This window comes from Puia sp. (genome assembly GCF_035546395.1).
In the GTDB taxonomy this organism is placed as follows: domain Bacteria; phylum Bacteroidota; class Bacteroidia; order Chitinophagales; family Chitinophagaceae; genus Puia.
Genome location: NZ_DASZXR010000005.1, coordinates 204,385 through 227,313, shown reverse-complemented (window position 1 = coordinate 227,313; position 22,929 = coordinate 204,385). Strand labels below are relative to the sequence as shown.

The window sequence follows — 22,929 nt, the reverse complement described above, 5'->3', positions numbered from 1 at the left end:
TGGGAGTGCAGAGAGAAGATACGACAAAAATTCCAAATTCAGTGGCCCCAGGTAATCTCGGTGATGGGGTTGCCACCGTTGGGGTGGATGAGGCGAGCGTCGGTGAGGTAGTTGGTGTCGGAGTAGACGGGGTAGGCCTGTAGGAGGAGGGAGTAGAGGTCTTCCTTATTATAACCGCCGATCTGTTGGTATTGCCAGGGTTGTTGACCGAGGGCGTAGGGGAGGAGCCAGTTGAATGCAGCGTGGATGCTGCCGTGTTGGGCGTCGGTGTAGGTCCAGAGATCGACGCCGGCGTGGCCGGCGAGCCGGGCGAGGGTGAAGAAGGCCTGGAGGTTGTAGGTGCTGTAACCGAGGCCGTTAGTGCGGGCCAGCTCTTCGGGCATGCGGCCGTCGGCCTGGATCTGGTGGTCCATTTTGGCTTTTCCTTCTTCGGCGAGGGTATGGGCTTTGGCTGCGTCGCCGGTGTAGAGGGCGATGGCGGTGGCCTGGGCGAGGTACCAGGTGCCGTGGTTGTTGGCGGCTGCGTGTTCTTCCTGGCCTTTTTTGCTGGTGAGCATCCAGTCGAGGTATTGGCTGTACCAATGGCGCAGGGCCTGGGCGTCGGCGGGGGTCCAGGATTGCGCGGCGGCCTTGGCGGTGGTGGCTTTGGGATCGGGCTGGGGGGCGGTGGTGGCTTTGGGACCGGCTTCGGCGCCGATGGATTCGAGGAGGGTGGCCGCGTCGGCGATGCCGATGAGGGGGATGGTCTCGATGATGCCGATGCCGCGGCCGGTGTTGATCCCGGGGATGCCCTGGCCGTATTCGAGGTTGGGATTCATGCGGGTGGCGTCGTCGAGGAACCAGTGGCGCAGTCTTAGGGCGGCGTTGGCGGCATAACGGGGGTCGCCTGTGAGATCGCTTGTCAGTGCAAGTATTTGAACCTGGCTGCCGAGCTCGGCGAGGTTTTTATGATCGGTGATCTTGTAAATCTCCGGGTTGCGCCGGCCGTCGCGGCGGACATAGGGCAGGCCGTTGGGTTTGCTGCTGTCGTACCAGAAATAGGGGGCCTGGCTCATGTAGTCGTGTTTATTGCCGCTGGGCGGGGTAATGGATTTGTCCATTACTGAGAGCAGAGGGAGATCGAGGATCCGGTCGGCCTGGGCGCGGAGCTGGGAGATGAGTTGGGTTTTCCCGCGGTTTTCGGCCAGGTGTTGGGGATCCCAGAGTAGCGAGGCTGCGGCGTTGGGGCCTTTCAGCCTGTATGCCGATACGGTCTTTGTGTTGAAGCCGGGAATATAGAGAATGTGCGTTGCGATATCATAGTGAATGTCGGCGGTGTTCCTTTTTTGTTCGTGCGTGTCGAGGAGGACTTCTTTGCGGCCGTCGGCGTAAACGTAGTAGACGATGCCGAGCCATTCGCTGACGATGAGGTCTCCGTTACCGACTTCCTCTACGCCGTCGCCGCCGTTGGGGAGGGTAGTGATAGTCTTGAGCTGTTTGTTTGCATCGGCGAAGAGGACGGCTTTGCGGGCGAGGATATAGAGCCCGTCTTTTGTCGCTTTCAGCCCGTTGGCGCCGGGCAGGTCATCCATATAGAGGCGGGCGGCGTCGTTTTCGATGCGATAGACCTTACCGGCTTTGGAGTCGGAGACATAGACGATGCCTTTGTCGTCGACCGTGATATCGTTGAGGCCGGTGGCGCCGGGGATGGTGATGATCTTTATAATCTTGTCGACCGCTATGTCCATGACCACGACATGGCTGATATCGGCGACGTAGAGGCGATCGTTGAACAGGCCGAGACCTTTTGGGGCGTTCATGCCGACGAACCAGTGGGTATCGAGGTGTTTGCCGTCGAGGCTGAGCTTTCCTACGCCGCCTTTACCGTCCTCGTCCCAGCCGCCGCCGTCGATGAGGGAGACGTAGAGTTGGGTGTGTTTGGCATCGGGCAGGACCGATTCGGGGACCGGGACGATGGTGTCGGTCTCCCAAAGTTTTTCGAGGGAATGCGCGTTTGGCTGCGCTTGCAGGAGCAGTGGGAAAATGATGGGCAGGGCCCAGCATAGCTTTTTCATACTATTGTGTTTATATGTTCTGTTGGACAGCTTCCGGATGCCCAGGCGCGCTGGTAGCCCAGCGGGGATTTGCCTGTGATCAATTTAAAGTATTTGTAGAAGCTGGTGAAATTATTAAATCCACTTTCGTAACACAATTGTTTTATGCTGAGGTTGTTTTCGATCAGGAGCTTGCAGGCGTGGCCGACGCGGAGCTCGAGGAGGAAACGGGAGTAGGTTTTCCGGGTTCGGGATTTGAAGAAGCGGCAGAAGGAATTGGGGCTGATATTGGCGACGGCGGCGATCTCTTCGAGCTGGATGGGCCGGCGGAAATGGCGGAGGCTGTATTCGTAGATCAGGTTGATGCGGAGGTGTTCGGCTTCTCCGAGGCTGTGTTTAAAGCCGATGGAGGCGAGGGGTTGCAACTCGTCGGACCCGGCCAGGACGTGCATCGCCTCGATCAGCAGGATGACGCGGGACATGCCTTCGGAGTCGAGGAGCTTTTCGAGGAGTGCTGCAACCCTGTATTTGGCCTCTCCTTCGACCTGCAGGCCGAGACGGGCCTTTTCGAGGAGGGTTTTAAGCCCGATGTTCTCGGGGAGATCGAGGAAGGAACCGCCCCAGAAGTTCTCCGAGAAGTGGGCGACACAGACATCGGTGGGTTGTTGGCGGCCCTCGTCGAAGTAGGGATCGTCGAAGCGCCAGTAATGGGGAAGATTGGCGCCTACGAGGACGACATCACCGGATTTGAACCGCTTCATGTTGTCGCCCACGAACTGGGTGCCGCTGCCCTGCTTGAAGTGGATCAGTTCCACTTCGGAATGGAAATGCCATTTGTTGTTGATATACGGTACCAGGTCGCGCCGGACGCTGAAGGAGTGACCGGGTTCCTTTGATACTTTTAGCAGTTGAGGTCTCATAAAATATGGTTTATGTGAAAGGGAGGGCATGCGCCCTCCCTGTTGTATTTAGTATCCGGTATTCTGGGTCAGGTTCTTATTGGCATCCAGCTCGGTTTGCGGAATGGGCATGAGCAGGCGGAAGTCAGGCAGTGTCATGCCGATGCCGGATTCGATGGCCGCATAGCGGCCCAGACGGATGAGATCCCACCGGCGGTGGCCTTCCACGCAGAGTTCCCGTTGTCTTTCCTTGAGCAGGGAGTCGACGAAGTTGTCGGCGGTGGGGACGTTGGTGAAGCTGTATTGGTTTGCCGCGGGGATCCTGGCCCGCTGCTGCACCTTGTCGATCCCGGCGAATTTACCGGGGTCGTTGGGGTTGAGGTTGTTCATCGCTTCGGATTGCATCAGCAGGACGTCGGCGTAGCGGAGGACGATCCAGTTCATGCGGGAGTTGTTGGAGTTGGCGATCCATTTAGCGTCGCGGTATTTATAAATGAACGGCGTGACGGCAGTTGAACCGACCTTGGTGCCGATGTTCCAATTATGGCGCATGGTATCATAGGCAGGGTAGCCGTTCTGAACGAAATTGCTGTTGGCGACGAAGGAGCCTGAGCCGCCGAGCAGGGAGGGAGAGAACATGCGGCAGGTGATGTTCTGGGTGGTGGAACTGGAGTTGTCGCCGAACTGGACGGCGAAGATCACCTCCTTATTGCCGGGATAATATTTGGTATCGCAGCTGAAGATATCGCCGTAGTTGGGCATCAGCGAGTAGACGTTACTGTTGATCACCTTGTTGCATTCGTCGAGGGCAGCCTGGTTGTCGCCGCCGTCGGCATAGGGAGTGCTGGCGCGCTGGAGGTAGACGCGGGCGAGCATGGCGGAGGCAGCGCCGGTGGAGACCATGCCTTTGTTGGACGAGGAGATGTTCGGTTCGGAGAAGCAGTTGGCTTCGGCGAATTTGAGATCGGATATCACCTGCTGGTAAATGCTGGCGGCGGGGGTGCGTTTTGGGAACAGGGAGCTATCGCCGGGGCTGGTGATGGGCTTGGTGAGCAGGGGCACGTCGCCGAAGCTGCGGACCAGGTCGAAGTAGGCCATGCCGCGGAGGAAGTAGGCGTTGCCGAGGATGTTATTCTTCTGGGCTGCGTCCATTTTTATTGGCGGCACGTTGGTGATGACGTCGTTGGCGCGGCTGATGAGCTTGTAGCTGTTGACCCACCAGTTGGTGATCTCGGGATTGGCGGAGTTGTACTGGAGTTTGTACATATCGATCCGTTCCTGGTTCTGGGTGAGAATAGGTGCGAGGCAATCCGCGGGGCATTCCGTCATGATATAGATGGTGCGTTGGTAGTAAGCCTGCGGTTGAAGGGCGCTGAGCACGCCGTTGATGGCGGACTGGGCGTCGGCGGCCGTCTGGTAGAAATTCGTCGGAGTCAGGAAGCTGTAGGGTGTCTCGGTAAGCTGCTTTTTGCAGGCGCCGAGCAGGAGGGTGCCTGCGGCGGCGGTGTAGAGCAATATATTCTTTTGCATTGTTTTTGTTTTTGATGTGGGTTAGAAGCCCAGTTTGATACCTGCCAGATATGACCGAACGTTGGGATACGGGTTGTAGTCCGTGTTCAGCGAAGTGTAGTTGCCGGATGAGTTGGCATAGGAGTTGACCTCGGGGTCATAGCCGGAGTAGTGCGTCAGGGTGAGGAGGTTCTGGCCGGTGATGTAGACGGTAGCCTTTTTGAAGACGCTGGTCAGTCGTGGCAGTGGAACGTCATAGGAGAGCGTCACCGTTTTCAGGCGGGCGTAGGAGCCGTTCTCGAGGATATCGCTGGTGACGCCGAGGCCGCGACGGAGCGTGCTGGATACGATAGGAAGTCTGTTATTCACCGGGCCGCCGTAATTGGGCGTCCAGCTGTCTTTTGCCACATAGGCGAACTTGTTGTCGCCGGTGGTGCCGTTCTCCATTTCGATCTTGTTCTCGTTGAGAATATTGTCACCGTAGACCCCCTGGATGAGGACGAAGAGGTTGAATGGACCTGCGCGGAGGTCGCTGCTGAAGCCATAGGTGAACTTCGGCAGGGCGTGACCGATGATCATCCGGTCGGCGGCGGTGATATTGCTGTCGCCGTTGCGGTCCATATAGCGGGGATCGCCGGGCTTGACCGCCTGTTTGGTGCCGCTTTTGAGAATCTGGTCCTGGGATTGCCAGATGCCGAGGAATTTATACCCGTAGAAGGAGCCGATGGGCTGGCCTACCTGCAGGATGGCCGAAGCCTGGCCGCCGCTGGGGAAGAGGCTGGTGCTCACGTTACCGGTGTACTGGTAGGTAGTCGGGCCGAGGCTGAGGATCTTATTGATATTGCGGGAGAAGTTGACCGAGGTCGTCCAGCGGAGGCCTTTTTTGTTGATATTGGTCGAGGTGACGGCAAGTTCGAATCCTTTGTTGCGGACGGCGCCGATGTTCTGGGTCATGGTGGTGAAGCCGGACGTCGTGGGCAGGCTGACCTGGTAGAGGAGCTTTGTCGTCTTTTTGTTATAATAGTCGCCGGTGAACTGGAGGCGGTTGTTGAACAAGCCGAGGTCGAGACCGGCATCGCTGGAGGCGGTCTGTTCCCAGGCGAGATCGCCGTTGGCGATGTTGTTGGGTGAAATGCCGACTACGCGGGCCCCATTGAGGTAGTAGGTGTTGGTCGTGTATTGTTCGAGCGAGAGGTAGCTGGCGATGTCCTGGTTCCCGGTGACACCGTAGCTGATGCGGAGCTTCAGCTCGCTGATCGCGGGAATCTTCTGGATGAACTTCTCGTCCGAGGCGCGCCATGCAAAGGCGCCGGAGGGAAAGTAGCCCCATTTCTTATTTGCGCCGAAGCGGGAGGAGCCGTCCTCGCGCATGTTGAAAGTGACAATGTATTTGTCCATCAGGCGATAGTTGATCCGTGCAAGGCCGGAGGCCAGGACGTTCTTGCTGCTGCTGGAAGATACGCTGGAGGCGGAGCCCACGCCGAGGTTGTCGGTTCCATAGGCATTGGAAGACAGGGAGGTGGCGGTGGCATTGGCGGACTTGTTGCGATAGAGCTGGTAAGTCCATCCGGCGAGCACTTCCAGGGCGTGGATGCCTTTGTTGAAGGTGTACCGGGCGGTGTTCTCGTTGAGGTAGTTGTAATTGTTGTTGGTGTTGACCTGTGCCTGGCCATTGGGGGCGAGGTAGCTGGTGGTCGGCTTGAAGATCTCTTCGCGACCGTTGTACAGTTCGCCGCCGATGGTGGAGCGAAGATGGAGGTTGGGGACGGGTTCGTATTCGACGAAGGCGTTCGCCAGGACGCGGATGTCGTTTTGCCGGTCGGTGTTCAGGGTAGCCTGGGCGACGGGGTTGCCCATCTGGTCGGTGTAGGGCAGGGGGCCGTCCTGGAAGGTAAAGTTGCCTGTGCTGTCGCGGATGGGAAGGGCGGGGTTGAACCGCAGGGCGTCGAGAATGGTGCCGCTGGTGCTGCCGCCGTTGGAGTTGACATCGCCTTTGGACTGCCAGGCAAAGGTTACGGCGGAGTTGATGCCGGCGCTGACCTTATTGCTGATGCGGCTGTCCATGTTGAAGCGGATGGTGCCGCGTTTGTAACCGGTGTTGATGAGGACGCCTTTCTGGTCAAAATAGTTGGCGCTGAGATAGTAGTGGTTTGTTTCGCTGCCGCCGCTTAGATTGATGAAGTAGTTGGAGATCGGCGCGGTGCGGAAGACGGCCTTTTGCCAGTCGGTGCCGGCGCCAATCGAGGCGACCTGGGCATCGGTGTAGGGCTTTGCGGTGTTGTTGAAGGTGGCCACCGTGTTGAGGTAGGTGGCAAATTGTTTGCCGTTCATCATCTTGAGCATGTGTGCGACCTGTTGTTCGCCGGTGTACATGTCGAAGTTGACGACCGGTTTGCCTATGGCGCCTTTTTTCGTTGTGATGAGAACGACCCCGTTGGCGCCGCGGCTGCCGTAGATGGCTGCGGCGGAGGCGTCCTTGAGGATATCGATGGACTGGATATCGTTGGAGTTGAGACCGGTGAGGTCGGCGCCGGCATAGCCGTCGAGGACGTATAGGGGATCGCTGCTATAGCTGATGGAGTTGGTGCCCCGGATGCGGACGCTAAAGGCGGCGCCGGGCTGGGAGTTGTATTGTGTAACTTGTACACCGGCGACGGTCCCTTCCAGGAGCTGGCTGGCACCGAGTACCGGAGTTTGGTCGGTATTGGCCAGGGAGACGGTGGCGACGGCGCCGGTCAGGTCTTTTTTCCTTGCGGTTCCGTAACCGACGACGACCACTTCGTTGAGCCCTTTTGTGTTGGCTTTTAACGAGACATTGAAAGGTTTTTCCCCGATGGCGGAAGAGGGGATGGTTTGGGGATCGTAACCTACTGCAGAGATAAGGAGGGTATAGGGCCCTTTGACGGGGACCCTGATGGTGTAGGCGCCGTCGGCGCCGGCGGCGACGGAACTGCCTTTTTGGGAGGAGCTTTTGACGGAGATAGTTGCTCCGGAAACCGGTGTGTTATCGGGCGCCAGGACTTTCCCGGAAACGGTTCTTACCTGTGCGTACAGGCTTTGACCCAGGAAGATCAGCATTCCCAGCACGAAAAAAGTTTTTCGCATAAGCATAATGGCAAGTTTTTTAATTGGGTTTGTTTGAATGGTCGATTGAATGGTCGATTGCCGGCGTCAAATTGGAGAAAAGTTTCAGGATAATAAGCGGTGACTCATCACTTTATTTACGGAAACGGTTGCGTGAATTTGCGTTGCGGACATGCAGCGGTGGTTGGTTTTCGGGAGATGCGGCAACTACAACGTTTTCGTAAATAAAATCGGGGTCCGGAAGGGGATTGTGTAATTTTCCTTTACTAAATGATGCTTGCTCTACATGAACTCGGTTAACCTAAAACAACTGGCCCAGGAGCTCAATCTATCCGTTTCCACCGTCAGCCGGGCTCTTCGGGATAGCTGGGAGATCAGTACTCCCACCAAGCAGCGCGTGTTTGACCTGGCGAAGAAGATGAATTTCCAGCCCAATCCTTATGCGAGCAGTCTCCGTAAGCATCGCAGCCGAACCATTGCGGTCGTCATCCCGGAAGTTGCCAACAATTTTTTTGCACTTGCCATCAAGGGGATCGAGACCGTTGCCCGGGAGAAGGGTTATCATGTCCTGATCTATATTACCAATGAAGATGTGGGGGAGGAGGCGGCCATTGCCTCCAGCCTGCAGAGTGGGCGGGTGGATGGCGTGATCCTGTCGCTTTGCGGGTCGACGCAGGACACCCGTCACCTGTTGGAGTTGCAGCAGCGGAACATTCCGCTTGTCTTCTTCGACCGGGTGAGCGAAGGCGTCGTCGCGCCAAAAGTGATGACGAACGACCATGAGAGCGGGTTTATCGCCACGGAGCACCTGATCAAGGCCGGTTGCAGGCGGGTGGCGCATCTGACGATCTCGATGAGTCTGAGCATTTCCAATAAGCGGCAGCAGGGATATGAGGATGCGTTGCGGCGGTATGAGCGGACGCCCGAGGCGGGTTTGATCGTTCATTGCGGCAATGATGAGGCGGCAAATTACCAGTTGATCCGGGAGTTGTTGATGGCGGAGAACCGGCCTACCGGGGTTTTTGCGTCGGTTGAGAAATTGGCCGTGCAGGTGTATCATGTCTGCCGTGAGCTGGGGTTGCGGATCCCCGAGGATGTGAAGGTGATCAGCTTTTCGAACCTGGTGACGGCGTCCCTGTTGAATCCGTCGTTGACGACCATCGCACAGCCGGCCTATGATATGGGGAAGGAGGCGGCGACCATTTTGTTCCGGCGGTTGGAGAAAAAGTATATCGTCGTTCCGGAGGACCGGGTGATGCTGCCGGCGCGGCTGGAGGTGCGTGATTCGACGATGGCTTAGCCCTGACGGCGTTTAGCGATCGGCCGGCCGGCCTTTTGTTTCTGTTGCGAGCAGCGGCCAGTCTTTATTGGGCTGATGGGCTTCCTGCATATATTGCTTTATTTTCCGGACGATGTCCGGGTGTTGGGCGGCGATGTGCTTTTGTTCGCCCGAGTCTTTTTCCAGATCGTATAATTCAATGGGTGCGTTCGGGTCTTTGCTGACATTGAGCCGGACGCCTTTCCATTTGCCACAGCATAACCGAGATCATCGGCCAGAATCAGAATGATGTTCGGATGTTGTTGGGCAGAAAGTGTTTTAGCTATTGTGAGCAGAAGGAACAGGATGACCGGCTTCATGCTTAAAGTTAGGCATTAACTCAAACAGTTGCGCAAGCAACTCGTAGGAGCGGAGGCGATCAGCGGGGTTTTCGGTGAAGGTGGAGATGACGAATTCGTCGGCGTCGAAGTCGGCGGCGAGGCCGGCGAATTTATCGCGCAGCTGTTCGGGCGTGCCGACGGCGGTGCGGCGGCGGTTGTGAAGCACCCGTTGCCACTCTGCGGGCGTATAGTCATATGAGAGAGCGACGGCGACAGTGGGGATCTCGTCGTACTGGCCTTTTTCGAACCCGAGGAGCCGGTAGTCGATGAGCGCCTGGGTCTCGTGCACTTTTTGCGGGTCTTCGGAGCAGAAGGCGAAGATGCCGACGGCCGTTTTTGGCTCGGAGAGGGTTGCGGACGGTTTGAAGCGATTGCGATAGGCGCGGATGGCTTCGGGGCCGCCGACGGGGTTGATGAATTGGGCATAGCAGAGCGCCATGCCGAAGTGGGCGGCCAGGAAGGCGCTTTCGCCGCTGGAGGTGAGCATCCAAAGTTCGGGCCGGGTGTCGATGCGGGGGATGGCGCGGATCTTCCCTTCATAGTTGCCGGGGGCTGGGGTATCGGTGAGGAAGGCTTCGAGGTCGCGGAGTTGTTTGATGTATTCCTGGGGATCGAAGGTGTTGGTCGGGTTCAACAGCTGTGCGGTGAGGCGGTCGCCGCCGGGGGCGCGGCCAAGGCCGAGGTCGATGCGGCCGGGGTAGAGGGCTTCGAGGAGGCGGAAGTTCTCGGCGACCTTGAGGGTGCTATGGTTGGGGAGCATGATGCCGCCGGAACCGATGCGCATTTGATGGGTCTCGGCGGCGAGGCGGGCGATGAGGATCTCGGGGGCGGAGCCGGCGAGGGTGATTGTATTGTGGTGTTCGGAGAGCCAGTAGCGGGTGTAGCCGAGGCGGTCGGCCAGGCGGGCGAGGCGGATGGATTCCTGCAGGGAGGCTGGGGCATCGGAGCCTTTGCGTATGGGGGTTTGATCGAGGACGCTGAGGCGGATTGGTTTGGAAGAGAGCGACATATAAATAAGCGGTGATGTTCGGGCCGCCATGGAGTAACAAAAAAAGGGATGAATGGTTTGCATATTCCATGGACGCGATTTATATTTGTATCACAATGATATCATTTTAATATCATTCAAAAACTCCTTAATTATGAACAGCTATAGCGCGGAGAGAATCCGCAAACCCCTTAATGGGTATGGAATCTTTGGTTTAATGTTGGTGGTGTTGGCGACGGCGATCGCACTATTGGCGGAGAAGCAGCTGCCGGGTTTGGCGGTGGCTGCCTGGGTGGTCTTTGTCTTTTTGGCCCGGGGGTTGATGGTGATCCCGCCGAATACGGCCAAGGTGCTATTGTTGTTCGGTAAATATTATGGAACGGTCCGGGAGAGTGGGTTCTTTTGGGTGAACCCTTTTCTGCAGCGGCAGACCGTATCGGTGCGGGCGCGGAATTTCGAAAGTGAGCAGCTGAAGGTGAATGACAAGATGGGGAACCCGGTGCTGATCAGCGTTATCCTTGTCTGGAAGGTGCGGGATACGTACCGGGCCTGTTTCGAGGTGGATCAGTATGTGAATTTTATCAAGGTTCAGACGGACTCGGCGGTGCGGAAACTGGCGGCCTCCTATCCTTATGATCATTTCGAGGATGAGCGGGCTTCGGTGACGTTAAGTACGAACTTCGATGAAGTCAATACGACATTGGAACGCGAGACGGCCGAGCGGCTCGAGATCGCGGGCATCGAGGTCGTGGAAGCGCGGATCACGCACCTGTCCTATGCACCGGAGATCGCAGGTGCGATGCTGAAGCGTCAGCAGGCTTCGGCGGTGGTTGCGGCGCGGCATAAGATCGTGGAAGGCGCGGTAGGGATGGTGGAGTCGGCTCTCAACCTGTTAAGTTCGAAGCAGATCATCGACCTGGACGAGGAGAAGAAGGCGGCGATGGTCAGTAATTTAATGGTCGTGCTTTGTGGCGACCGGGAGTCGCAGCCGGTGGTGAATACGGGTACCTTAAATCATTAAGATGGCGGAGAAGAAACCTTTTGCTTTACGAATGGATGCCGCGATGATGAAGGCGATCGAGAAATGGGCGGCGGACGAGTTTCGAAGCGTCAATGGGCAGATCGAGTATATCCTGCATCGGGCGTTGAAGGAAGCGGGCCGGCTCAGAGAGTCGTCAGCCGAAGAGGGAGAGCGCGGAAAGAAGAGTAGTCAGTAAGACGTTTTACGTATATACCCTGGGGTTAGCTTCGGCAGATCCCGGGGTTTGATTTTTATTTATCGATACGGAAAGAGGGTTGACCGCCCGGGGTCTACCTGTTGCGGGTCGAAACAAAAGATGGCGTGGAGACGGGAAAATTGTTATTGCAATGATAAAAATGCCTTAGCTTTGCATCCGGTGTATCTTTCCACCGATGTACAAATATCCCGTCACCATACTACTGATTTTGCTTGTGGCTGCTCAAAGCTTCAGCAAATGGTGCCTGATCGCCGAGTTCCAGGTCAACCGGGACTTCATCGCTCAGAATCTTTGCGTCAACCGGCTCAACCCGATCAGCTGTTGTAAGGGGACTTGTTTTCTCAACAAGAAGCTGGCCGATGACGAGAGCAAGCAACAGGCGCCGGGTAGGGGCGGGCAGCGGGACGAGGTGTTGTTGCAGGTACATCGCCCTGAAAATCTGCTTCCTGAGCCTGTCGTAACGGCTTTTGTGCTGCGGCATTTTGCACGATATACGGATCGTGCGGCACAGGAATATATTCCTTCCTTTTTTGCGCCTCCCCGGGTTGGATAGTCTTCACCCATTATTTTTCTGACCGCTTCTTGTTTTGACCTTTTTTGGGGCGGGAATTTTTACTTTCAACTAACATCTGATGAAAATTTTGCTACGCTTTGGCGTCATTGCCATGGCATGGGCATGCCCTGTTATTGTCCTTGGGCAGGAGCCCGACAGTCCACATATCAACAAATTGGAAGAGCTTGTCGTTACGGCCAGTCGTACGGCGCAGAAGCGGACCGAGGCGCCGGTGGCGATCAGCACGATCAGCAGCCGGACCATCGCCGATACGAAGGCCAATCAACTGGACCAATTGCTCAACAAGGTGAGCGGCGTCTTTATGGTCGATCTCGGGAATGAGCAGCATGAGATGAGCATCCGGCAGCCGATGACCACGGCGGGGGTGTTCTTGTACCTGGAGGATGGCATCCCTATTCGGACGACGGGCGTCTATAATCACAATGCGCTGCTGGAGATGAACACCGCGGCGGCCAAGCAGATCGAGATCATCCGCGGGCCGGCCTCTTCGCTATATGGGGCCGAGGCGATCGGGGGGGCGGTGAATGTGATCACGGTGTCGCCGCCGGCGACCCCGGCGGGGATGGTCAGCATCCAACGAAACAACAACGGTTATACCCGGGGTGATGGGCAGGTTGGAGCAACGTTCGGAAAGTGGGGGGTGATCGCGAGCGGGTATTATGCGAACCGGACCAATGGACCGATCCAGTACAGCGATTTTCATAAGACGGCGTTGACCTTGCGGGTGGATGGCCGGCTTAGTGACCGGCTGACCTCGACGAGTTCGGTGACCTATGTCAATTACTACAGCGATATGTATGGTTCGCTGGACAGCGCTCATTTTGCGCAACACAATTATCAGACACCATATTCCTTTACCTATCGAAAAGTGGCGGCGCTGCGGATCCGGTCGACGCTGGATTGGCGATGGAGCGATAAGGCGTCGACGCAGGTGAGTGTGGTTTACCGGAACAACAGCGTGGGGCAGAATCCTTCCTACTATATCAGCAACAGCAGGACCAATCCTTTGCTGGCCAACGGGCAGATCAATGACAACTCCTTTCACAGCTTTCTCGGGTTGCTGCAGCACCGGCAGGACTTCCGGTTCCTGCGGAGCCGGTTGATCGCGGGCGCCAGCGCCGACGTGAGCCCGAGCTCGTATTGGGCGAAGTATATCGCCATCCAACGGGATGCGAAGGGGAATTATGGGAGTTATACGGGGTCCGATTCGTTGTTGAGTAATTATTCGACGGGGATCACGAATCTCGCGGGATATGTCGATTACGAGGCGAGCCTTTTGCCGGGCCTGAAGGCGGTGGCTGCGGTGCGGTATGACTATTTCCATTATGGGTTCCGAAACTTTTTGCCGCCTTCAGCGTCGACCGGATCGCCGGACACGCGGAATGATTTTTATAGGGTGACGCCGAAGGTGGGAGCGACCTACAACTACAAGGGCATCGGGTTCTATGCCAATTATAGCCAGGGGTATGTACCGCCGCAGGTGACCGATCTGTACAATGGGGTGAAAGTGCCGTATCTCCGGCCGCAGACCTTTTTCAACTATGAGGCGGGGGGATGGCTGGCGCTATTGCGGAACAAGCTGTATGTGGACTGGAGTGTGTACCGGATGGATGGGACGAACCAGATCATCAACGTACGTCAGCCGGACGGGACATTTGTCAATCAGAATGCCGGGAAGACGAGGCATGAGGGGGTGGAGTATGGGGTGACGGTGCGGCCATCGGAGGAGTGGACGTTGCGGGTGAGTGGGGCGAATTCGGATCACTGGTTTGTCGTGCAGTACGAGAACGGGAAGAATTACAGTGGACGGCAGATGGCTGCGGCGCCGCATTTTATCCTTAATTCCGAGCTGACCTGGCGGCCGAATTTTTTGAAGGGTTTCCGGCTTGGCGCCGAGTGGCAACGGTTGGGTCGTTATTGGATGGATGATGCCAATACGGTGCGATATGCAGGATTCGGGATCGTGAACTTCCGGATGGGGTATACTTACCGCGCCTGGGAGGTGTGGGTGAATGCGCTGAACGCGTTCAATACTTATTACGCCGCGCTGGCGACGAAATCAACGTATGGATACAGTTATAATTTGGGCGATCCGGCTGAAGTGACGGTTGGGTTGGCCTGGCATTTTTTACGATAATATTTATGAAGAGGAAACTATACTTACTGCACCGGCGGTTGTCGATCCTTATCGCCTTGCCGTTGTTGCTTTGGGCTTCGAGCGGGCTAATGCATCCGATTATGACCAATATCCGGCCGGCTGTGGCGACGCAGGGCTATGCGGCCGTGGCAGTGGATACCTCGCGGATCCATGTGTCGCTGGACTCGGCATTACGCCGCAGGCATATCGATTCGGTCACAGCGGTTCGGCTGGTGCATATCGACACCAACTGGTTCTACCAGGTACGTCCCGCCGGTGCCGGGGGGGAGCCGGTATACCTGAGTTGTACGAATGGGAATGTCCTGCCGATGGGGGATTGGTTGTATGCGCAGTGGCTGGCGAGATATTTTTTGGAGGGGGCTGGAGCGTCAAAGGAGGACAGGAAGGCGGCGGGGGAGATGGCGGGGAAACAGGAAGCGGCCGGTGCGATGAACGGGATGGCGCGTGACGGAGCGGCGGCGGAGATGACGGGTTCGGCGATGCCGGTGACGGCGATGACGGGCATGCCGGCGGAGAAGGCGAGTATGGCGCATGACTGCTGTGGCGCGGCTACGGAGTGCGTGCTGAACCCGGTACGGGGTGCGAAGGTGTCAAATGTGTCGTTATTGAAGGGCTATGATAACGAGTATAAGAGCATCAACCGGTTACTACCTGTATACCGAGTGGATTTCGAGCGAAAGGATAGGATAAGAATCTATGTGGAGACGACACAGGACCGCTTTTCTTTTGCGATGGATAAGAATCGCGCGGCGTTTGACACCTTCTTCCGCATCTGTCATACCTGGGGTTGGCTCGACTGGTTTGGGAAGGGCAGGCTGGCGGTGATCTTCTGCGTGGCAGGGCTGGCATTTTTTACGTCCGTGCTGGGCGTGTGGCTTTTCTTTACGACGCGCAGGAAGACAAAGGGGATTCGGCGCGCGCATCGGGTAGTGTCGATCGTGGCGGTCTTATTTACCCTGATGTGGACTTTCAGCGGCGCCTATCATGCGTTTACCCAGCTGGTGGCGCCGCCGGAGGCGGTGAACCTGCCTGTGCATTTTGCCGTTGCGGGGATGCATCCCGAGTGGAGCCGGTTGCAGGCTGCAGTGGGTAGACCGATGACCAATATCGGCCTGGCGCGGATCGGCGGGGATGTCTATTGGCGGGTCAGCGTGGTATCGGAGAAGGCCAGCGGCCGGAAGGACCTCATGAAGGAAGGAAAAGCTGCGATGGCGCCCGTGTATTATATCCATCCGGGAGATTATACTTTGCTTGCAGAAGGCGAAAAGAAATATGCGGAGGCGTTGGCAGCGAAGTTCTCCGGCAGGCCGATTGCGGAGGCGATCGAGGTTTCGCCTGTCACCGCCTTTGGGGATGAGTATAATTTTTCCGATAAGCGGTTGCCCGTATGGAAGGTGAGCTATGGGGGCGAAAAGAAGGAGCGGGTATATGTGGAGACATGCAGCGGTGAACTCGCCGCTCATGTGGATAACGCCGACTATGCCGAAGGGTATAGCTTTTCAGTGTTCCATAAGCATCATTTTATGGATTGGGGTGGTAAGACCGTGCGGGACTGGAGTACGATGTTTTGGGCTTTCGGGCAGATCGTGCTGGTGCTTGTGGGTTTCTTCTTCTTTTTTCGGAAGAAGGTTTGAGCATTTCCGGCTTGTCCTAAAATGTCCGCATCTTGTCCTTCCCCGCGCACAGCCTGGCAAACACGAGCGAAAGGAACCTTGCGCGGGTGTTCAAAAAAGCCACGGGGCTGACCATTAACCTCAAATACTATAAAGAAGCTGCGCTATTTATTGCGTCGGCCCCGGCCTGCGCCACCGCATGATCATTCTCAGCCGTACTACCGGAAGCTCCGATGGCCCCGATGATCTCACCGTTCTTGTTTTTGATAGGGATCCCACCTGGGATAGTGATGAGGCCGCCATTGGAATGCTCGATCTGCCAGCCCGGCCCTCCCGGTTGGGACCACTTACCGAGTTCCCCGGTTTCCATGTTGAAATACCGGGCCGTTTTGGCCTTGCGCAAGGCGACATCGATGCTGCCGATCCACGCATCGTCCATCCGGGCGAAGGCCACGAGGTTGACGCCGGCGTCCACCAGGGCGATATTTTGCAGACAGCTCAACTGCCTGGCTTTTTCTTTTGCCGCTTTAATGGCGGTTTCAGCCTGTTCCAAAGAAAGGTTCATGAGTCTTTTTTTAGGCGTTTCCCAGTTGTCCCACATGGTAGCCGAGACGTGTCTCAATGTCCCCGGCCTTGTGGAGCCCCCAGCTCAATAATAGTTTGATCCTCCGCTGTGTCTCCGGCCGGGCGATGGACGCACCACAGACAACCATCTCCGCGCCAATCTCATAGTCGGGCGGAAGGCTGGCTACATCGACGAAACGTTTTGTTTCGCTAAGTGCCTGGCGGGGGAAAGAAGCAATGCGTTTGGCCAGATTGTCGACGAAGGCATCGAGCTCAGCGTCGGGAAATACCCGGTTGACATATCCATACTTCTCTGCAAGGTCACCCGGAAAATCATTCGCACTCAGAAGGATCTCGAGCGCCCGGCCCCGGCCCATCAATCTCGGCAGTCTGGCCATGGGTGCGCCTCCGGGCACGATCCCAGCCCCAACCTCGAAATGCCCCATGATGGTTTTTTCCCTGCTGGCGAAACGCATGTCGCAGGCCAGGGCAAGCTCACTACCGCAGCCGGTAGCACGCCCTCGGATCTTGGCTATGGATACTACGGGCAACCGACTCAATCTGACGAGTAGGTCCGGCCAGGGCAGTAGTCCTGTCGGTCCTGGGGGAAGAATATTGGTCTCCTCGGCGGGTGAAACAAAATCGTAATGCGTCATGAAAAAACCTTCGATCGCACTTTCGAAGATAACCACCTTCACCCGGGAGTCGGTCTCCAACGCCGTGATGACTTCCTCCATTTGCGGGATCGATTTCGGGCCGAAGATATTCACCGGTGGGTTGTTCAAGGTGACGCGCCAGAGCTCGGGTGACTCTTTGGCGAGCGATATTAATTTGTCCATCATGGTATCATTGTTTCATACGTTCAAAAACATCCATTACGGTCTGTGCGGCGAGCACGGAAGAAGCCGGGTTCTGCCCGGTTATCAGTTTGCCGTCCCGGGTGACGAACGGCAGCCAGTTCTCTCCTTTCAGATAATTCGCACCTCTGCTCCTCAACATATCCTCGAGCAGGAAAGGGACAACCCAGGTCAGCTCCGCTTCCGATTCTTCGCCGTTGGTGAAGGCTGTCACCCGCTTTCCACGGATCAGCCAGTCCCCGTCAATCCCTTTGACATTCTTCAAAGCGACAGGCGAATGACACATCAGGGTCATCACCTTTCCGGCCCGGTTGAAGCTTTCCAGCAAGTGGATCGAGTCTTTGTCGTCAGGGAGATCCCACATCGGACCGTGGCCACCAGGATAGAATACGGTATCAAAATCCCTTTCATTGACCGAGCTGATTTTCACGGTATTGCTCAGGCGTTTGATCGTTGCCGGATCGTTGTAATAACGGACGGTGGCGGGCGTCCGGTTCCCGGGCTCATTGCTCTTCGGGTCGATCGGCGCCTGACCACCCTTCGGTGAAGCGATCGTTATCTCCTTCCCCGCGTCGAGGAAATGATAATACGGCGCAGCAAACTCTTCGATCCAAATTCCTGTCTTGCGGCCTGTGTTGCCCAACTGGTCATGGCTCGTCACCACGAATAAGATTTTTTTGAATTCCATGGTTGATAAAATTTCATGAGATAGACCAAAGCGAGTGCCAGTCGTAAAGATTTGAAATTCAAATGCAACATCATCTTCATGGCGAACAAATCCACGGCATTTCGTCAATTCTCAATTTCCCGTGGAAGAAAAGTTGGTCCCATAGGGCTGTGCGAACAAATCCATCTGTCGAAGAGTCGAATGTAAAAGTTCCGGTCGCGATCCTGGCAGCATTGTATCTAATTTCATCGATCGCCCGGTCAATTAGTCCTTTATGAATCAGCGTTACAATTGCAATTATGTTGCAATCTGATCCTTTTTGCGTATCTTTGGCAATAAATTACAGACAATGAACAGGCGCAACACGGCAGCAAAGGAAATGGTGCTGCATCTGCTGGAAAAGTCGCCCTCCGCGCTTAGCCAGGATGTGCTGCAGGACAAGGTCAAGGGGCAAATGGACCGGGTAACGATCTATCGGGTGCTGAACCGGTTCTGCGAGGATGGTGTCCTGCGCAAATTCATGTCGGACGAGGGGAAATACTATTACGCTTTGTGCAAAAAATGCACGAAAGATCACCATTCCCACGATCATGTTCATTTTCGCTGTCTGCACTGCGAGAAGGTCGAGTGCCTGCCGAACCTGGTACGACCCAAGTTGCCGGAAGGTTACCGGGGGTTGATCTCCAACTACTGGGTGTCGGGCTATTGCGGCAAATGCTCCAAAAAGCATCTTCGGGAAACGGAGTAGCAGAATGCGGAAGTTGCCGTCCAAGCGGCAAGGATGACCGCCGGTCCATTTTATTGCAACCAAGTTGCAATAAAACTTAAGTTACAGCCTCGTCGGGTGCAAAAATCAACTGTATGATGGGCCATTGGCTGACTATGTCGGTTCGCAACATGCGGAAGTATCCGCTGGTTGCCGGGATCAACCTATTGGGATTGACCATCGGCCTGTCGGCCTGTCTGCTCATCAGCCTGTTTATCCTTCATGAGTTGAGCTACGATGACTTCGAGACTAAGGGGCCGCGCATCGCGCGGGTGGATATGGAGTACGGATTCGGCGGGGGCGCCGGGGTGCAGCGCGGCAGCGCGACGAGCACCAAAGTGGCGACCACGTTCAAACGTGTCTTTCCCGAGATCGAATCGGCCGTTCGGATGACGGATCCCAACCGGATCGTGGTTTACCGGGACAAACAGTTTTGGGAAAGGCATTTCCTATATGCGGATTCGACCTTTTTCGACTTTTTCAGCTTTCGCCTGCTGGAGGGAGACCGGCATTCGGCGCTGTCGGGACCCAATAAGGTCGTGCTCACCGAATCGACGGCCCGCCGTTACTTCGGCATTGGGGATCCGGTGGGTAAACAGCTGATGATAGGGACGGACAGCGTCTATTACCAGGTGACGGGCGTGATGGCGGACTGTCCCTCCAATTCGCAGATCAAGTTCGATCTTCTTGCCTCCTTCTCATCCCTGTATGAAAACCAGGACAATGCCTGGTTGCCCCATAACTGCTTTACCTATCTGCTACTGAAAGACCCGAAGGACTTCACAACCCTTCCGCCGAAGATCGCTGCCTTCCTGAAAACGGAGATGATGGGCCAGGGGGTCGTTATCAATTTTCCGCTGGAGCCGTTCCTCGGTATCCATCTTCATTCGGACTTCCCGGGATTGGAGCCTGGCATGAGCATCGTCTACATTTATATCCTGGCGGGGGTGGCCCTGTTGATCCTGGTCATCGCGTGTTCCACGTATATCAACCTGAGCACGGCGCGGTCGATGGACCGGGCACGGGAGGTGGGTATCCGAAAGGTTGCCGGGGCGAGTGGAGGGGGGCTGTTCCGGCAGTTCGTGGGGGAATCTCTTTTGATTTGCGCCATCGCTGCCCTGTTAAGCCTGGTGGCCGTTCTGTCGACGCTGCCCGTGTTGAACCGGCTATCAGACCGCCGGCTGCCGGCCGCCGTCCTTTTTTCCCCGCCTTTCGTGGCCCTGGTGCTGGTTATCGTGGCGGTGGTGGGTGTTTTGGCCGGCGCCTACCCGGCCTTCGTGCTGTCGCGTTACCATCCAGTCAAGGTGTTGAAGGGGGCTTTTGCCAAAACCTCCGGAGGCCGGTCCGTTCGGCGGGTGCTTATGATCTTTCAATTCGTCCTTTCGGTATTCCTCCTCGTTTCGACGTTTGTCATGCAGCGGCAGTTGAACTATATTCAACACAAGCGATTGGGCTATGACCGGGAACATGTGGTGGAGATGCCGATGGGCAAGCACCTGCTGACCCATTTGGACTATATGAAGGCGGAGCTGCTGGCCAACCCCGAGGTGATCAGCCTGAGCCATTGCACAGAGTCGCCGGTGTCTATTTCCGCTTCCTATTCGATCCGGTCGACGTCGATGTCTACCGAACAGAAGCTGGCCGTTGCCGGCAATCCGATCGATCCCGACTTCATTCCGACGACAGGGATCCGGCTTATCGCCGGCAACAATATTACATTGGAGGATATGCGCGACGCCCAGCCCGCTGATTTTACGGCCACCGGGATCTGGGCGCCGGGCAGGGGCATCGGTACGGTTCCGGGCAATACCATAACACCTCTAATGCATTTTATCCTCAATGAATCGGCGGCGCGCGCGCTCGGCTGGTCGCCGCAGGAGGCTATTGGAAAGCGCTTGTTCCTGGACAGCACCCGATCCGGCTATGTCAAGGGCGTCGTGGAGGATTTTCATTACCAGTCCCTCCACTATGGCATCCGTCCTCTTATCCTGTTCCCTGAGATGCGTGGCCGGAAGCTGCTGGTGCGGATCACCGGGCGGCGCCTGCCGGAAACCATCGCTTTCCTGGCGTCAAAATGGAAAAGGGCCGTGCCGGAAATTCCATTCGAATACCATTTTCTCGATGAGGCCTTTAACGGATTGTATACATCCGAGCTCCGGTTGGGAAAGATCATGGATCTATTCTCCGCCGTGGCGATCGCGCTGGCCTGCCTCGGCCTGTTTGGCCTCGCATCCTATTCGGCTAAACAACGGGTGAAGGAGATTGGGATCCGGAAGGTGCTTGGCGCGCCTGTGTCGGGAGTCGTCCTGCTCCTGACCGCAGGATTTATGCGACTGGTCATGTTCTCCCTGCTCATCGCTTTTCCGCTCGCCTGGTGGGTCATGAGCCAATGGCTCGAAGACTTCGCCTACCGCATTGCCATCCCCTGGTGGAGCTTTTCACTAGCCGGAGTGCTGGTGATGAGCATTACCCTGGTGACGGTCGGCATTCAGGCGGTGAGAGCCGCAATGCTCAACCCGGTGAAGACCTTGAGGGCGGAATGAACCGGGTGAGCGGGGTAACTGCAATTATGTTGCATCTGCGGGTTTTGCTGTATCTTTGCTGAAAGCGAGTTACCGTGAACAGACGAAATACGGCGTCGAAAGAGATCGTCCTGCATTTGTTGGAAAGATATTCCTCCGCGCTGAGCCAGGATTTCCTGGAAGATCGTGTGCGGGGACAAATGGACAGGGTGACGATCTATCGGGTGCTGAACAGATTTTGCGAGGATGGAATCGTGCATAAGTTCATGTCCGACGAGGGAAAATATTACTATGCCCTGTGCAGGGGATGCAGCCCGGAGCATCATTCTCACGATCATATCCACTTTCGCTGCCTTCACTGCGATACGGTGGAGTGTCTGCCCAACCATGTCCGCCCCAAATTGCCGGAAGGCTATACAGGACTTATCTCCAACTACTGGATATCGGGCTACTGCCGCAAATGTGCTCCCGGCCAGGAAACGAACCGTCAAGGCGGAAGGCAAAAATAATTGCAACTTTGATGCAATTATCCGGATAGAAATGGTTATTATTGCAACAAAAGTGCAATAATGAAGAAGCTGCCTGTAACGGTTCTCAGCGGATTTTTAGGCGCGGGGAAAACCACCCTTCTCAACCATGTTCTCCACAACAAATCGAACCTGAAGGTAGCGGTCATTGTCAATGACATGAGCGAGGTGAACATCGACGCGCAGCTGGTCGAACGGGAGCATGTGCTGTCCCGGACCGAAGAGAAATTGGTGGAACTGAGCAATGGCTGCATCTGCTGCACCCTTCGCGAGGACCTGATACGGGAAGTGGAGAAGCTGGCGGCGGAGAACCGCTTCGACTACCTCCTCATTGAAAGCACTGGGATCTCCGAGCCTGTTCCTGTGGCTCAGACCTTCCATTTTGCCGCCGAAGATGGGAAGATAGACCTTTCCCGGTTCAGCTACATCGATACGATGGTGACGGTGGTGGACTGCCTGAATTTCTTCAAGGACTTTTCATCCTCCGAGGTCCTGACCGACCGGGGCCTGGCAGCGGAGGACGATGCCCGCACCATCGTCAATCTTCTCACCGACCAGGTGGAGTTTGCCGATGTCCTGGTATTGAACAAGACCGACCTTGTCCCGGCGGAAACCGCCTCTTTGCTGGAAGCCACCTTGCGAAGGCTGAACCCCGTAGCCAGGGTCGTCCGCTCGGAATTCGGCCGCATTGAACCAGCCGCGATCTTGAATACCCGGCTTTTCGATTTTGAAAAGGCGCAGCAGTCGGCCGGCTGGATAAGGGAGCTTGCGGGCGGGCCGCATACCCCGGAGACGGAGGAATACGGTATTTCGTCGTTTGTCTTTCGGGACCCTCGTCCTTTTCATCCGGAGCGATGGTGGCATTTTCTCAACGACCGGTACCCCGGCAATATCATCCGGGCAAAGGGGCTTTTCTGGCTGGCGTCCAGGCCGGCAACGGCGGTGAATTTCAGCCAGGCGGGGGGCAGCCTTCGGGTAGAAAGCGCCGGCGTCTGGTGGGCAAGCATGCCTTATGCGGAGCGGATCCGCTATCCTTCCTTTGCCCACAATCGCCGCCTGATCGAATCGCGCTGGAGCAAAGAGTGGGGCGACCGCCTGAATGAGCTGGTCTTTATCGGCCAGGATCTCGATTCCGGCAAATGCCTCAGGGCGATCCGGGCCTGCCTGCTTACGGACGAGGAAGCCAGGCGCTGGAAGAAAATAACCTGGAAGGATGAATTTCCCCAATTATGAAATTTTGACCGTGTCCCAACCGGCGGAGCCGGCTGGCG

The 22,929-nt window shown here is 56.4% G+C and carries 18 protein-coding genes; 10 read left to right on the top strand and 8 right to left on the bottom strand.

Going from position 1 to position 22,929, the window contains the following annotated elements:
* Positions 1-38: 38 nt before the first annotated feature.
* The 4 genes from VHE34_RS05895 to VHE34_RS05880 are packed head-to-tail and all read right to left on the bottom strand — an operon-like array spanning position 39 to position 7,546.
* Positions 39-2,054 carry an alginate lyase family protein gene (locus tag VHE34_RS05895; RefSeq protein WP_325585633.1) on the bottom strand — a complete coding sequence of 672 codons (2,016 nt, stop codon included), beginning with the start codon at positions 2,052-2,054 and terminating at the stop codon, positions 39-41.
* On the bottom strand, positions 2,051-2,953 hold the full coding sequence (locus VHE34_RS05890; RefSeq protein ID WP_325585631.1) for a helix-turn-helix transcriptional regulator: 903 nt from the start codon (positions 2,951-2,953) through the stop codon (positions 2,051-2,053). Before VHE34_RS05890 ends, VHE34_RS05895 begins: the two co-directional genes overlap by 4 nt.
* Positions 2,954-3,001: 48 nt before the next feature.
* Positions 3,002-4,462 (bottom strand): RagB/SusD family nutrient uptake outer membrane protein, encoded by a 1,461-nt coding sequence (locus VHE34_RS05885; RefSeq protein WP_325585629.1) that lies wholly within the window; start codon positions 4,460-4,462, stop codon positions 3,002-3,004.
* A gap of 21 nt (positions 4,463-4,483) precedes the next feature.
* Positions 4,484-7,546, bottom strand: coding sequence for a TonB-dependent receptor (locus VHE34_RS05880; RefSeq protein WP_325585627.1), 3,063 nt, complete (start codon positions 7,544-7,546; stop codon positions 4,484-4,486).
* Positions 7,547-7,811: 265 nt separating this feature from the next.
* On the opposite strand from VHE34_RS05880, the gene VHE34_RS05875 reads away from it, so the two are divergent.
* Positions 7,812-8,825, top strand: a complete 1,014-nt coding sequence (locus VHE34_RS05875) for a LacI family DNA-binding transcriptional regulator (RefSeq protein WP_325585625.1) — start codon at positions 7,812-7,814, stop codon at positions 8,823-8,825.
* 297 nt (positions 8,826-9,122) lie between these two features.
* Here the strand turns inward: VHE34_RS05875 and VHE34_RS05870 are convergent, their stop codons facing one another.
* Entirely contained in the window at positions 9,123-10,193 is a 1,071-nt protein-coding gene (locus tag VHE34_RS05870) for an LLM class flavin-dependent oxidoreductase (protein WP_325585623.1), read from the bottom strand.
* A gap of 133 nt (positions 10,194-10,326) precedes the next feature.
* Here VHE34_RS05870 and VHE34_RS05865 point away from each other — a divergent pair, with 133 nt between their 5' ends.
* From VHE34_RS05865 to VHE34_RS05845, 5 genes are all read left to right on the top strand, one after another.
* Positions 10,327-11,193 (top strand): SPFH domain-containing protein, encoded by an 867-nt coding sequence (locus tag VHE34_RS05865; RefSeq protein ID WP_325585621.1) that lies wholly within the window; start codon positions 10,327-10,329, stop codon positions 11,191-11,193.
* A gap of 1 nt (position 11,194) precedes the next feature.
* Positions 11,195-11,389 (top strand): Arc family DNA-binding protein, encoded by a 195-nt coding sequence (locus VHE34_RS05860; protein ID WP_325585619.1) that lies wholly within the window; start codon positions 11,195-11,197, stop codon positions 11,387-11,389.
* 196 nt (positions 11,390-11,585) lie between these two features.
* A complete protein-coding gene (locus VHE34_RS05855; RefSeq protein ID WP_325585617.1) occupies positions 11,586-11,963 on the top strand; it encodes a hypothetical protein in 378 nt (125 codons plus the stop codon).
* A gap of 79 nt (positions 11,964-12,042) precedes the next feature.
* Positions 12,043-14,121, top strand: a complete 2,079-nt coding sequence (locus VHE34_RS05850; RefSeq protein WP_325585615.1) for a TonB-dependent receptor — start codon at positions 12,043-12,045, stop codon at positions 14,119-14,121.
* 5 nt (positions 14,122-14,126) lie between these two features.
* Positions 14,127-15,776 (top strand): PepSY-associated TM helix domain-containing protein, encoded by a 1,650-nt coding sequence (locus VHE34_RS05845; protein WP_325585613.1) that lies wholly within the window; start codon positions 14,127-14,129, stop codon positions 15,774-15,776.
* Between the two features lie 127 nt (positions 15,777-15,903).
* Here VHE34_RS05845 and VHE34_RS05840 read toward each other — a convergent pair whose 3' ends face one another.
* The 3 genes from VHE34_RS05840 to VHE34_RS05830 are packed head-to-tail and all read right to left on the bottom strand — an operon-like array spanning position 15,904 to position 17,864.
* Positions 15,904-16,320 (bottom strand): heme-binding protein, encoded by a 417-nt coding sequence (locus VHE34_RS05840; RefSeq protein ID WP_325585611.1) that lies wholly within the window; start codon positions 16,318-16,320, stop codon positions 15,904-15,906.
* A 10-nt stretch (positions 16,321-16,330) separates the two neighbouring features.
* A complete protein-coding gene (locus VHE34_RS05835) occupies positions 16,331-17,161 on the bottom strand; it encodes an enoyl-CoA hydratase/isomerase family protein (protein ID WP_325585609.1) in 831 nt (276 codons plus the stop codon).
* 4 nt (positions 17,162-17,165) lie between these two features.
* Positions 17,166-17,864, bottom strand: a complete 699-nt coding sequence (locus tag VHE34_RS05830) for a type 1 glutamine amidotransferase domain-containing protein (protein WP_325585607.1) — start codon at positions 17,862-17,864, stop codon at positions 17,166-17,168.
* 328 nt (positions 17,865-18,192) lie between these two features.
* On the opposite strand from VHE34_RS05830, the gene VHE34_RS05825 reads away from it, so the two are divergent.
* From VHE34_RS05825 to VHE34_RS05810, 4 genes are all read left to right on the top strand, one after another.
* Positions 18,193-18,591, top strand: coding sequence for a Fur family transcriptional regulator (locus VHE34_RS05825; protein ID WP_325585604.1), 399 nt, complete (start codon positions 18,193-18,195; stop codon positions 18,589-18,591).
* A 113-nt stretch (positions 18,592-18,704) separates the two neighbouring features.
* Positions 18,705-21,152: an ABC transporter permease gene (locus VHE34_RS05820; RefSeq protein WP_325585602.1), complete on the top strand. Its 2,448-nt coding sequence runs from the start codon at positions 18,705-18,707 to the stop codon at positions 21,150-21,152.
* Positions 21,153-21,226: 74 nt separating this feature from the next.
* The gene (locus tag VHE34_RS05815) at positions 21,227-21,640 is read left to right on the top strand and encodes a Fur family transcriptional regulator (RefSeq protein WP_325585599.1); all 414 of its coding nucleotides are present in this window, start codon (positions 21,227-21,229) and stop codon (positions 21,638-21,640) included.
* A gap of 60 nt (positions 21,641-21,700) precedes the next feature.
* Positions 21,701-22,891 (top strand): GTP-binding protein, encoded by a 1,191-nt coding sequence (locus VHE34_RS05810; protein WP_325585597.1) that lies wholly within the window; start codon positions 21,701-21,703, stop codon positions 22,889-22,891.
* The last annotated feature ends 38 nt before the right edge of the window (positions 22,892-22,929 follow it).

Bases quoted from the DNA above. Each gene is read 5' to 3' on its own strand.
- VHE34_RS05895 (WP_325585633.1), bottom strand. From the start codon at position 2,054: ATGAAAAAGCTATGCTGGGCCCTGCCCATCATTTTCCCACTGCTCCTG.
- VHE34_RS05890 (WP_325585631.1), bottom strand. From the start codon at position 2,953: ATGAGACCTCAACTGCTAAAAGTATCAAAGGAACCCGGTCACTCCTTC.
- VHE34_RS05885 (WP_325585629.1), bottom strand. From the start codon at position 4,462: ATGCAAAAGAATATATTGCTCTACACCGCCGCCGCAGGCACCCTCCTG.
- VHE34_RS05880 (WP_325585627.1), bottom strand. From the start codon at position 7,546: ATGCGAAAAACTTTTTTCGTGCTGGGAATGCTGATCTTCCTGGGTCAA.
- VHE34_RS05875 (WP_325585625.1), top strand. From the start codon at position 7,812: ATGAACTCGGTTAACCTAAAACAACTGGCCCAGGAGCTCAATCTATCC.
- VHE34_RS05870 (WP_325585623.1), bottom strand. From the start codon at position 10,193: ATGTCGCTCTCTTCCAAACCAATCCGCCTCAGCGTCCTCGATCAAACC.
- VHE34_RS05865 (WP_325585621.1), top strand. From the start codon at position 10,327: ATGAACAGCTATAGCGCGGAGAGAATCCGCAAACCCCTTAATGGGTAT.
- VHE34_RS05860 (WP_325585619.1), top strand. From the start codon at position 11,195: ATGGCGGAGAAGAAACCTTTTGCTTTACGAATGGATGCCGCGATGATG.
- VHE34_RS05855 (WP_325585617.1), top strand. From the start codon at position 11,586: ATGTACAAATATCCCGTCACCATACTACTGATTTTGCTTGTGGCTGCT.
- VHE34_RS05850 (WP_325585615.1), top strand. From the start codon at position 12,043: ATGAAAATTTTGCTACGCTTTGGCGTCATTGCCATGGCATGGGCATGC.
- VHE34_RS05845 (WP_325585613.1), top strand. From the start codon at position 14,127: ATGAAGAGGAAACTATACTTACTGCACCGGCGGTTGTCGATCCTTATC.
- VHE34_RS05840 (WP_325585611.1), bottom strand. From the start codon at position 16,320: ATGAACCTTTCTTTGGAACAGGCTGAAACCGCCATTAAAGCGGCAAAA.
- VHE34_RS05835 (WP_325585609.1), bottom strand. From the start codon at position 17,161: ATGATGGACAAATTAATATCGCTCGCCAAAGAGTCACCCGAGCTCTGG.
- VHE34_RS05830 (WP_325585607.1), bottom strand. From the start codon at position 17,864: ATGGAATTCAAAAAAATCTTATTCGTGGTGACGAGCCATGACCAGTTG.
- VHE34_RS05825 (WP_325585604.1), top strand. From the start codon at position 18,193: ATGAACAGGCGCAACACGGCAGCAAAGGAAATGGTGCTGCATCTGCTG.
- VHE34_RS05820 (WP_325585602.1), top strand. From the start codon at position 18,705: ATGATGGGCCATTGGCTGACTATGTCGGTTCGCAACATGCGGAAGTAT.
- VHE34_RS05810 (WP_325585597.1), top strand. From the start codon at position 21,701: ATGAAGAAGCTGCCTGTAACGGTTCTCAGCGGATTTTTAGGCGCGGGG.